Origin of the sequence: Pseudomonas sp. PS01300 (genome assembly GCF_029960155.1) — a bacterium.
Classification (GTDB): Bacteria; Pseudomonadota; Gammaproteobacteria; order Pseudomonadales; family Pseudomonadaceae; genus Aquipseudomonas; species Aquipseudomonas palmensis.
Map to the genome: position 1 here is coordinate 1 of NZ_JASCPN010000097.1, position 11,009 is coordinate 11,009.

8 protein-coding genes and 1 tRNA gene are annotated in these 11,009 nt (G+C 66.2%); 5 read left to right on the forward strand and 4 right to left on the reverse strand.

The genetic code is table 11. The annotated features are described in order from the left end of the window. Positions 1–157 precede the first annotated feature (157 nt). The 3 genes from QMX96_RS25545 (at position 158) to QMX96_RS25555 (ending at position 3,024) form a co-directional block, all read left to right on the forward strand. Positions 158–231 (forward strand) — tRNA-Gly (locus QMX96_RS25545). 187 nt (positions 232–418) lie between these two features. Continuing rightward, positions 419–1,102 carry a hypothetical protein gene (locus QMX96_RS25550; protein WP_146094981.1) on the forward strand — a complete coding sequence of 228 codons (684 nt, stop codon included), beginning with the start codon at positions 419–421 and terminating at the stop codon, positions 1,100–1,102. A gap of 218 nt (positions 1,103–1,320) precedes the next feature. Continuing rightward, entirely contained in the window at positions 1,321–3,024 is a 1,704-nt protein-coding gene (locus tag QMX96_RS25555; protein ID WP_043860081.1) for a SulP family inorganic anion transporter, read from the forward strand. A 68-nt stretch (positions 3,025–3,092) separates the two neighbouring features. Here QMX96_RS25555 and QMX96_RS25560 read toward each other — a convergent pair whose 3' ends face one another. The 4 genes from QMX96_RS25560 to QMX96_RS25575 form a co-directional block, all read right to left on the reverse strand. Continuing rightward, a complete protein-coding gene (locus QMX96_RS25560; protein WP_282362662.1) occupies positions 3,093–4,679 on the reverse strand; it encodes an alpha/beta hydrolase-fold protein in 1,587 nt (528 codons plus the stop codon). A 7-nt stretch (positions 4,680–4,686) separates the two neighbouring features. Then, the gene (locus tag QMX96_RS25565; RefSeq protein WP_078480624.1) at positions 4,687–7,101 is read right to left on the reverse strand and encodes a TonB-dependent receptor; all 2,415 of its coding nucleotides are present in this window, start codon (positions 7,099–7,101) and stop codon (positions 4,687–4,689) included. Between the two features lie 68 nt (positions 7,102–7,169). Then, positions 7,170–8,138 (reverse strand): FecR domain-containing protein, encoded by a 969-nt coding sequence (locus QMX96_RS25570; protein ID WP_043859743.1) that lies wholly within the window; start codon positions 8,136–8,138, stop codon positions 7,170–7,172. Next, positions 8,131–8,670, reverse strand: a complete 540-nt coding sequence (locus tag QMX96_RS25575; protein WP_088515504.1) for an RNA polymerase sigma factor — start codon at positions 8,668–8,670, stop codon at positions 8,131–8,133. Before QMX96_RS25575 ends, QMX96_RS25570 begins: the two co-directional genes overlap by 8 nt. Before the next feature lie 191 nt (positions 8,671–8,861). Between QMX96_RS25575 and QMX96_RS25580 the strand changes: the two genes are divergently transcribed. Both QMX96_RS25580 and QMX96_RS25585 read left to right on the forward strand, forming a co-directional pair. Then, a complete protein-coding gene (locus QMX96_RS25580; RefSeq protein WP_088515505.1) occupies positions 8,862–9,890 on the forward strand; it encodes a DUF4917 family protein in 1,029 nt (342 codons plus the stop codon). Positions 9,891–10,053: 163 nt separating this feature from the next. After that, positions 10,054–10,941, forward strand: coding sequence for a DMT family transporter (locus QMX96_RS25585; protein WP_043859746.1), 888 nt, complete (start codon positions 10,054–10,056; stop codon positions 10,939–10,941). Positions 10,942–11,009 lie beyond the last annotated feature (68 nt).

An 11,009-nucleotide genomic window follows, 5' to 3' on the forward strand; every position in this document is an offset into this window, starting at 1 on the left:
GTATCACTTCGTGCACGGCCAGCATGCGCAGGCCATCTGAGTGGTCGCGGCCAGTGTAGCGCCGGTCTGCGGCAGACCGGCGCTACGGCTCGCGAGCCGCCGATTGCAATAAGGGCTTCAAATCGTCTCGCAGTTCTGGTACAAAGTGCGCCTGAAAGCGGGTGTCGTATAATGGCATTACTCCAGCTTCCCAAGCTGATAACGAGGGTTCGATTCCCTTCACCCGCTCCAGTCACTTCCCCCTCCCCGTTACAAGCCCCCTCAGCACTCGAACCATCCAACTGAATATGCTCGCAGCCTCACATGACAGTGGCTTGCTTACAGGCAGTTCTGGATAATGCCCTTAATCGATACCCCGCATCCAAGACGGATAGCAAGAGGGTGAAAATTTCAGTTGGGTAAATCCATGGGGGATGAGTTGTCCAAGCAAAAGGATCTTAGCCAGTTGCAGATCGACGGAGTTTTCTGCATCAGCCTGCGGGAGCGGACTGACCGTCGAGACCTTTTGACCCGGGAGTTCGAAGGCAGCGGGTTGAACATCGAATTTCTCATCGTGGACCGCGATAGCGAGAATCCCGAGCGGGGCTGCTTCGACTCCCACGTGACCTGCGCAAAAATGGCTCTGGAGCGTAAATATCGGCGGGTACTGGTGCTCGAGGATGACGCCACCCTGCTGACCTTCGACCCACGCCAGGTGCACCAGATCAACACCTTCCTGAACGGGAAGGAACCCGAACTGTTTTATCTTGGAGCGAATCTGGGGAGGGTATGGCTCACCTGGCACAGGGGAATAGCCCGTGTACGGGCCAAAGGTACCCATGCTTACATTCTGTCCAGCAAAGGCTGCGAGCGCCTGGTCAGCCATTCACCCTATACGGGTACGGCGATCGACAAGGTCTATTCAAAGCGATTCCGGGCGTACATGGCCTTCCCCATGCTGAGCCAGCAACAACCCGAGGAGGTCGTTGCAAGCGACGTGCTGGCCGCTCGCTCCACGGACGGCACCTTCCCTGACGCCGCGTACTGGCGCGCAAACTGGCGCAGGCAATATGCAGAGGCGCTCAGAAACATCGGTAAGACGATGCTGTGCAGAGACCTCTGACAGCCGGTCCTGCGCCTCACCCTAAACCCGCCATATGGCGGGTTTTTTGTGGTCACTCCAGCCCCGGCAAGCAATTTGCTGCCCATGCACTCGGTAGGCGGGCAACGCAGGGCACGGTATTCTGCGAGAAACCTGCGCCCGCCTGATTCAGATCAACACCGCCCCCAAAGACCTTGGTAAAACCCACCGCTGCTCCGAAACATCACAAGGATCGGTCCATGTTTCTCTCCCGCTGGCTCCCCGGCCTCGCCAACCTGCTGCGTTACCGTGCCGAATGGTTTCGCCCTGACCTCCAGGCCGGCCTGTCGGTTGCCGCCATCCAGATCCCCATCGCCATCGCTTACGCGCAGATCGTCGGCCTGCCGCCGCAGGTCGGGCTGTACGCGTGCATCCTGCCCATGATGGTGTACGCCCTGGTGGGCAGCTCGCGCCAGTTGATGGTCGGGCCCGACGCTGCCACCTGCGCCATGGTCGCCGGTGCCGTGGCGCCGCTGGCCATGGGCGACCCGGCGCGCGTGGCACAGTTGTCGGTGATCGTCACGGTGCTGGTGGGGCTGATGCTGATCGCCGCAGGCCTGGCACGGGCCGGCTTCATTGCCAGTTTCTTCTCCCGACCGATTCTGATCGGCTACCTCAACGGTATCGGCCTGAGCCTGCTGGCCGGCCAGTTGGGCAAGGTGCTGGGGTTCAAGATCGAGGGCAACGGCTTCGTGCTCAGCCTGATCAACCTGCTCGAACGCCTGAACGAAATCCATTGGCTGACGCTGTTCATCGGCCTGGCCGGCCTGGCTCTGCTGATCTGGCTGCCCCGGCGCTACCCCAAGCTGCCGGCAGCGCTGGTGACCGTGGCCATCGCCACCCTGGTGGCCGGCCTGTTCGGCCTGGACCGCTTCGGCGTGGCAGTCCTCGGTCACGTGCCCTCGGGCATGCCCACCCTCGCCTGGCCGCAGACCAACCTCGAAGAGATGAAAAGCCTGCTGCGTGACGCCCTGGGTATCGCTACGGTCAGTTTCTGCAGCGCCATGCTGACCGCACGCAGCTTTGCCGCACGCCATGGCTATGCGATCAACGCCAACCATGAATTCCTCGCCCTGGGCGTGTCGAACCTGGCCGCCGGCGCCTCGCAGGGGTTTGCCATCAGCGGCGCCGACTCGCGTACCGCAGTCAACGACATGGTGGGTGGCAAGAGCCAGCTGGTGGGCATCATCGCGGCGCTGGTGATCGCGCTGTGCCTGCTGCTGTTCACCGTGCCCATGGCGTGGATCCCGCAGGCAGCCCTGGGCGCCGTGCTGCTGATGGCCGGCTGGGGCCTGATCGACGTCAAGTCGCTGAGCAAGATCTACACCCTCAGCCGCTTCGAGTTCTGGCTGTGCATCCTGACCACGGTCGGCGTGCTGGGCGTGGGCGTGCTGCCGGGCATCATCATCGCGGTGACCCTGGCGATCCTGCGTCTGCTCTACACCATCTACCAGCCCACCGATGCAGTGCTGGGCTGGGCGCCCGGCATCGAGGGCCAGGTGGACATCCGCCGCCACAAGGACGCGCGCACGGTGCCAGGGCTGGTGGTGTACCGCTTCGACGACGCGATCCTGTTCTTCAACGCCGACTACTTCAAGATGCGCCTGCTCGACGCGGTGCAGAAGGAGGTGGAAGCCCGCGCCGTGCTGTTCGACGCCGAGGCGGTCAGCTCGATCGACGTGAGCGGCATCGCGGCGCTGCGCGAAGTGCGTGAAACCCTGATGGCCCAGGGTATCGTGATGGGCATCGCCCGGGCCCGCGGCAGCTTCCTGCGGATGCTGGTGCGCTCGGGGCTGGCGCGGGAGATGGGCAGCGAGCTGCTGTACGGCTCGGTGCGGGCAGGCATTCGCGCCTACCGACTGTGGCGCAACAAGGTCAGGCGCGAGGCGGCTGTCGCGCAGTAAACCTTTCGCCGGCAAGGCCGGCTCCTGGCGATGTTGCAGGAGCCCGCCTTGCCGGCGAAGCGGCAGGGTCAACGCGGCTCACAGGCCTGCGGCGTCCCCTGCCCGCTACCGATCAGGGCGATCAACCCACACGGCAATGACCCACGCCATTGCAGGTAGTCATGCCCGGCCGGGTATTCCACCTGCACCACCGGATACCCCTTGGCCTGCAGCACGTCGCGCAACTGGCGATTGGTGTCGAGAATCTTCGGCCCCTCGAACAACCCCGACTGCAGGTAGAAGCGCAGCGGCGCACGCGGTGCACGCACGTACTCGCGGGTCAGCCAACCAGGCTCCATTCCTTCCGGCGCCCACCAGTACGACCCCGACAGGCTCAGCACATTGCCGAACAGCTCCGGATGCTGCAGCCCCAGGTAGGCCGAGGCCAGCCCGCCGTAGCTGGAACCTGCCACCACCGTGCGGTCGGCTGGGGCCGACAGCCCGCGCGCCTTCGCCCAGGGCATCAGTTCCTCGGCCATGAACCGCGCAAACTGCGGGTTGGGTGGCAGCTCGACCTGGCGCGACAGGTCGGTCGGGTTGGCGATGATCAGCGCAGCAGTGGGGCCGATCAGGCCATCGGCGAGCAGGTTGTCGAGCAGCGTCGGGGTGGGCACCTGCCGGGTGTAGGCATGCGCATCGAACAGCACCAGCAGCCCCTGCCCCGCCGCCCCCGGCGTCCAGCCCGGCGGCCGGTACAGGTACACGTCACGCTGGTTGCCCAGCACCTTGCTGGTCAGCACCTGGCGCGCCAGCGTGCCCCGGGCTACCCCGGGGCGCTGCGCCACCCAGGGCTGCGCCGGCGCGTCGGCAAGCTCCAGGCGCGAGCGCGACAGCCAGCGATCGCCACTGCCATCGGCAAAGCCGTTGGGGTTGAGCGGGTCCTGCCGGGAGCTGGCCAGAATCACCCGGCGGTCAGTGGAGGGCGGTACGTCCGGTGCCATCTGGTAGCTCATCCGGGTGCTGGAAGGCACCACGTAGCTGCGAAACCACACATCGCTGTCGCCCAGGCGCTGCAGCTCATCATGGTTGCCCGACGGTGCGCCGAACACCCGAACGTTGTGCCGGGCACCTCGCCACAGGAAGGTCACCAGCGATTGCCCGGGCTGCTCCGCCAGCGCTTCGACCAGGGGCGTACCCTGCTGCTCGCGGGCCTTCCAGAAGGCCTGGGTATCGCCCCCCTTGGCCACATGTGCCGCCAGCTCGCGCATCACCGGGCTTTGCAGGCGCGTCTGCTGGGCCTGCTGCTCGGCCACGCTGGTGACACCGGTCAGCTTGAGCGAATAGGCAGCCTGCGGGCGGGTGGCGATGGCTTCTGCGCGCACGCCATACAGGCCGTCGTGGGGGGCGATGAACATGAAGTCGCGCACCATGTCCAGCCCGTCCACCAGCAACCGCACCGGCTGGCCGTCGGCATCGAGCAGGCGCACGCTGACGTCGCCCTCCACGCGCCCCTGCACGAAGTCACCGGCCTTGAGCGGCACGGTCCATACCGGCTGCAGGCCCTGGCCGATGGCGCCGCTGACGCTGTGCCCGGGCACCAGCGAGGCCGCCATTGCGGCGCCTCCGGTCAGGCTGGCCAGCGCAAGGCCGGCGCAAAATGTCTTGAGTCGTTGCATGTACACCTCAGAAGTCGATGCTGGCCGAAAGTTTCAGCGTGCGCGGCTCGCTGACCGTGGCGTAGCCGTCGTTGAACACACCGGCCCAGTAGGCACGGTTCTCGACGTTCTCCAGGCTGGCGCGCAGCACCACGTCCTTGCTCAGGATGCGCGTGCTGTAGCGACCGCCCAGGTCATAGCGGGTCCACTGCGGAATCTTCAGTTCGTTGGCCGAATCCAGGTACTGCGAGCTGCTGTGGATGGCCAGCGCGGTCAGGGTCAGGCCCTCGACCCAGGGCGTGTCCCACTCGCCGCCCAGGTTGGCCGACCACTGCGGCACCCCGCGCGCGGCGTTGCCATCGAGCTTGCCGCCAGCGGTCTTGGTCAGCTCGGCACGGGTATAGGTCACCCCACCCAGCAGGCGTACGCTCGGCGTCAGCGAACCGAACAGGTTCCACTCCACCCCGCGATTGCGCTGCTGACCATCGTCGGTGTAACGGTTGCTGGCGGTGTCGAGCATCATGCTCGGCTTCTCGATCTGGAACACGCTGACGGTGTGGGTGAAGTCGCCCAGGTCCCACTTGACCCCGGCTTCCACCTGCTTGGACTTGTACGGGGCGAACTGCTCGCCATAGTTGGCAGCCGACAGGTCGCTGACCATGCCGCCCTGGGTCAGGCCCTCGATGTAGTTGGCGTACAGCGAGACATCCGCCTCCCACGGCCTGAGCACCACGCCCAGTGCCGGGGTCAGCGCATGCTCGTCATACGAAGGCGAACTCATCTTCTGGCGCACCCGCTGCGAGCGCACGCCCAGGGTCAGCAACAGCTTGTCGTCGACGAAGCCCAGGGTATCGGCCACGGCAAAGCTCGACAGAGTGTTGTCGCCGGTCTTGTCGCTGGAGCCGATGTTGCCGGCAATGATCGGTTTGCCGGGGTGATAGATGTTGGTCGTGTACTTTGCCCCGGTGACGGTGGCGGCGCGACCGATGTCCTGGTGCAGCAGGGTGGTGCTGAGCACCAGCTGGTGGGTCACCGGACCGGTACTGAAGTTGCCTCGCACACCCGCTTCGGTGGACAGGCTATGGGTATAGCCGCCCTGGTTGTAGGTTTCGGCGGTGGCGTCGCCGTTGCCGGAGGTGATGATCGAGCGCGTGCCGTTGAGGAAGCCCTTGTAGCGGGTACGCGCACCGCCGACGCTGGCGTAGGCCGTCCAGTCGTCCGACAGTTCGTATTCGCCGCGCAGGATCACCGCCTTGCTGATCTGCTTGGCCGAAATACCGTCGAGGATGTTGGAATCCGGCTTGGGCGCCTTGGTCACGTAGCCCAGTTTGCTGAAGCCGGCCATCATCGGGCTGCCGTTCTGCATCTTTTCGTGGCTTTCGTAGGCATCGAGTTCCAGCTTCCAGCCATCGCCACGGTAATCCATGCCCAGGGACGCCAGGGTGCGGTCCTTGGACTGGTCGTCGACCCCGGTGTCACCGCTGCCGTACACGCCGTTGAAGCGGATGCCCAGGCGGTTCTCCTCGCCCAGGCGCCGGCTCAGGTCCAGGTGCTCGGCCCAGTAGCCGTCGGATACGTAGCTGGTGGTCAGGCGCGTCAGTGGCGCATCCCCGGCCCGCTTGGGCACCAGGTTGATCACCCCGCCCACACCGCCGTTGGGGGCCATGCCGGTGAGCAGTGCGCCAGGGCCCTTGAGCACCTCGACGCGCTCCAGGAACTCGGTGGGCACATGCCCATCGGGCGCCAGGCCATACAGACCGTTGACCGCAAGCTCGGTGGAGTCGATGGAGTAGCCGCGGATCATGAAGTTTTCGTAAGTGTGGCCTTCACCGGTGCTGAAGCGCACCGACGGGTCGTTGCGCAGCACCGCGCCCACCGTGCCGCTCTGCTGGTTTTCCATGTGCTGGGCGGTGTAGGCGGTGATGTTGAAAGGGGTTTCCATGATGTCGCGATTGCCCAGCATGCCCACCTTCGCACCGCGTGCCACCTGGCCACCGCTGTAGAGCTCGGGCGGGTTGCTGCTGTTGCCCACCTGCGCATTGACCGTGGTGGCACCCAGGGTCAGCGCGCCGTCGCTCTCGGGGCGACGCAGGATGATCACGCCGTTTTCTTCGCTGGCCACCAGGCCGCTGTTGTCCAGCAGGCGTTGCAGCGCCTGTTGCAGGGTGAAGCGGCCCTGCAGCGCCGGGGCATTGCGCCCGGCCAGCCACTGGCTGTCGGCGGCAATCGCCACCCCCGCCTCGCGGGACAGCGCCTGCACCGCGCTATCCAGCGGCTGGCTGGGCAGGTCGAGCGCCAGCACGCGGGTGCCTGCGCTCAGCTCGGCCGACACGGCCGACAGGCTGGCCGCGCCAAGAGCACAGGCCAGCACCAGGTGGCGAAGGGTGCTGGGGATAACCGAAGAAGGCGACGAACGCGTGGTCCGGGCGAGGAAAAACGACATGATCTGTCCTTTGAGCTAGGGAGTTGCCAGGAAGACGCGCTAGCTGGCCACTACCCCTCAAAAAAATTTCAACGTAGCTGCAGCCAGGTGTACTCACCCTTCTGCATCAGGCTCAGCGGCAGCACCCTGGGCAAGGCGTTCAGCAATATGTCGGGGCGGTCGCTGGGGAAGCTGCCGGTCAGGCGCAGCCCGGCCGCTCCCTCGCCAAGCCGCACCTGACGGTTGCTGTAGGCATTGAATTCGTCGATCACCTCGGCCAGCGGTGCATCGGTGAACGACCACCAGCCCTGGCGCCAGTGCTCGGCGTTCGGGGCCGCCTGCGGGTGATGCTCCACCGGCCCCGGCACACCGGGTTCGCCCAGGCGCACCCGGTCGCCGGCCAGCAGTTCGCGGGTCTCGCCATCCAGGCCGCGCACCTTCACATGACCGCGGGTCACCGCCACCTGGATATCGCCGCCACGGTCGCTGACGCTGAAGGCGGTGCCCAGCACCTGCACCTGCCCCAGCCGGGTGCTGACCAGGAAGCTGCGCAGGCGCTCGTGGGCCACGTCGAAAAACACATTGCCGTGGGCCAGCATGACCTCGCGCTGGCCGTTGCTGTACTTCACCTGCACGTTGCTTTCGGCCGCCAGCACCATCTGGCTGCCGTCGGGCAGCAGTACATTGCGTGCGGGCGCTGCATGTTCGGTCAGCAGTACCTGGTCGAACTGTGGCCGGCGCTGCCACAGCCAACCCAGCCATGCACTGCACCCGACCACCGCCAGCAGGCCGGCACCCTGGCGCAGCAGGCGACGCCGGCCGAGGTTGACCGGCTCGGGGGCCAGCGAGCCGCGCAACTGCGGGGTCAGTCGATGGATCATCTGCCAACGCTGCTCGGCCTCCAGCCAGGCACGCTCATGCTCGCTGCTTTTGTTGCGCCAGCGCTGCAACTGCCCGCTCACCTCGCGCACACGGGAGGGGTCGTCACTGTGCAGCCCCGCCAGGTAGCCCAGCGCCTGCTGTACCTTGCGTGGCGAAACCGGCCGCGCCTCAGACATGACGGCAGGCCTGGCTCAGTTCGGACAGGTCGAACACCGCGCGGCCGATGTGCAGCTCCACGGCCTTGGCCGACAGCTGCAACTCGTCACACACCTGGCGATGGCTCTGGCCATGCAGGCGCACGCGCACGAACACCTCGCGGCGCAGGCGCGGCATGCGCTCGATACGCGCAATCAGTTGCTGCAACTGCTCGCGGGCAATCAGGATCTCTTCCACGCTGGGGGTGAGCACATCGGCCCGTGTCAGCCAGTCCTCCAGCGCCGCCAGCTCGCGACTGCGCCGGCGAAACTGGTCGATGCACAGGTTGCGCGCCGCCTGGAACAGCAGCGCACGGGCATTGATCACCGGGGCATTGAGGGCATGCGCGTAGGCCTGGGCAAAGCTCGACTGGGCAATATCGGCCGCATCATCGGGGTTGCGCAGTCGGCTGCCGAGGTAGCGACGCAGGTCGGTGTAGTGCGCGAGCAGCTCGTCGGCGACAGCCGCAAACGACGGCGCGCCGGCCGTCCAGGGGGTTGAAAGCGAGGTCATGGGCGTCCGGCGCGTGATAAGGCAGACAAAACATTAATGGGAATTCGTATCATTCTCACACACTCACTCTGCCTTCGGCCAGCCCTCAGTACCCGGTGGCAGACACCGCAGGTTCCGGAGCGCTGATGACAACGCGTCGGCGTGCTACAGTCGCGCCCTGCCAACGTGCAACAAATCCCTACGAGATCCACATGCCCCTCGCCGACGTCGACGCAACCCTGGCGGCCTGGCCGCACCTCAATACCGCCCACCCGTGCACCAGCCTGCTGCTGGGCAACGGTGCCAGCCGCGCCATCTGGCGCCCGTTCGCCTACTTTTCGTTGTTCGAGCTGGCCCAGCGCGTGCGTCACAAGCCCCTCGGCCTCACCGACCAGGCACTGTTCAAATCGATGAACAGCGAGCTGTTCGCGCCGGTGCTCAGTGCCCTGAACACCACCGTGCAGGTCAATGCCGCGCTGGCGATCAGTTCGTCGGCACCGCTCAACCGCTACTACGCGATCAAGGAAGCGCTGATCCACGCCGTGCGCAGCGTGCACATTCCCTGGAAGCTGCTGCCCACTGCCCACCTGGCCGCGATCAACGCCGAGCTGCGCACCTACCAGCGCGTGTTTTCCAGCAACTACGACCTGCTCTGTCACTGGGCCGTGAACCAGGCGCCGCACGGCTTTGCCGAGCTGTTCGACGAGGAAGGCGATTTCGACGTCAGCCGGGCTCAGGGACCGGGCACGCGGATGCACTACCTGCATGGCGGCCTGCACCTGCTGCGCACCCAGCACGGCACCACGCGCCAGCGGGCGGCCAGCGGCAGCCAGTTGCTCGACGGCTTTGCCATCAACACCCCGGGCGATGTGCCGCTGTTCGTCAATGAAGACAGCAGCGACAACAAGCTGCGGGCGATTCGCGGGTCCGATTACCTGACCTGGTGCTACGCCGCGCTGGCAACGCAGCGCGAGGGGCTGTGCGTGTTCGGGCATCACCTGGACCGTGCCGACCGGCACCTGGTGGAGGCGATCAGGCAGGCGCAGCCGACACACCTGGCCATTTCGATCCTGCCGGTGAACGAGGCGGCCATCGTGAGCCAGAAGCAGCATTACGCGCGGGTGTTCGAAGCGTGCCCGGGCATCGAACTGCATTTTTTCGATGCCACCACGCACCCGCTGGGCGCGCTGGCGAATGTGCCCGCGCCGCCGCCCAAGGCAGTGGGGCGGCGTCGGCGCTAGGCCGGCCCCCACAGGAGGGCGCGAAGCCTGTAGGAGCCGGCCTTGCCGGCGAAAAGGCCGGCGCGACGCCCAACTGTACGGACACCTTTGTTGCCAACTGTAACCAGATTCCCCACCCCACCTGTGGCTCAATGAGCGGCCCCTCCAGCCCTCAGGCGCGCTCATGTCTACCCGCGAAAACACCGGCCTGGCCCTCGGCCTGCTCGGCGTCATCATCTTCAGCCTGACCCTGCCCATGACCCGCATCGTGGTGCAGGAGATGCACCCGCTGCTCAACGGCCTGGGCCGGGCCCTGGTGGCCGCGATCCCGGCAGCGGCGCTGTTGCTGTGGCGCCGTGAAAAGTGGCCCACCTGGCAGCAGGTCAAGGGCCTGAGCCTGGTGGCGCTGGGGGTGATTCTCGGTTTCCCGGTGCTGTCGGCCTGGGCCATGCAGAGCGTGCCGGCCTCCCACGGCGCACTGGTCAACGGCCTGCAACCCTTGTGCGTGGTGGTGTATGCGGCGTGGCTGTCCCACGAGCGACCTTCCACGGCGTTCTGGGCATGGGCGGCGCTGGGCAGCGCACTGGTGGTGGCCTACGCGATGATCATGGGCGCCGGACACATCCAGGCCGGTGACCTGCTGATGCTGGCGGCGATTGCGGTGGGCGGGCTGGGCTATGCCGAAGGCGGCCGCCTGGCGCGGGAGATGGGCGGTTGGCAGGTGATCTGCTGGGCGCTGGTGCTGTCCAGCCCGCTGCTGCTGGGGCCGGTGGTGTACCTGGCGCTGCAGCATGAAGGCGCGATCAGCCCGCGGGCCTGGTGGGCGTTCGGCTATGTGTCGCTGTTTTCGCAGTTCATCGGCTTTTTTGCCTGGTACGCCGGGCTGGCGCTGGGCGGGATCTCACGGGTGAGCCAGGTGCAGCTGCTGCAGATCTTCTTCACCATCGCGCTGTCGGCGCTGTTCTTTGGCGAGCAGGTGGCGCCGATCACCTGGGTGTTTGCCGGCGGGGTGATTCTGACGGTGGTGCTGGGGCGCAAGGCGCGGGTGCATCCGGCACCGGTCAAGGTCTGAGGTGCCGCCATCGCGGGTCAAGCCCGCTCCCACAGGTAAGGGTGATCCTTGTGGGAGCGGGCTTGACC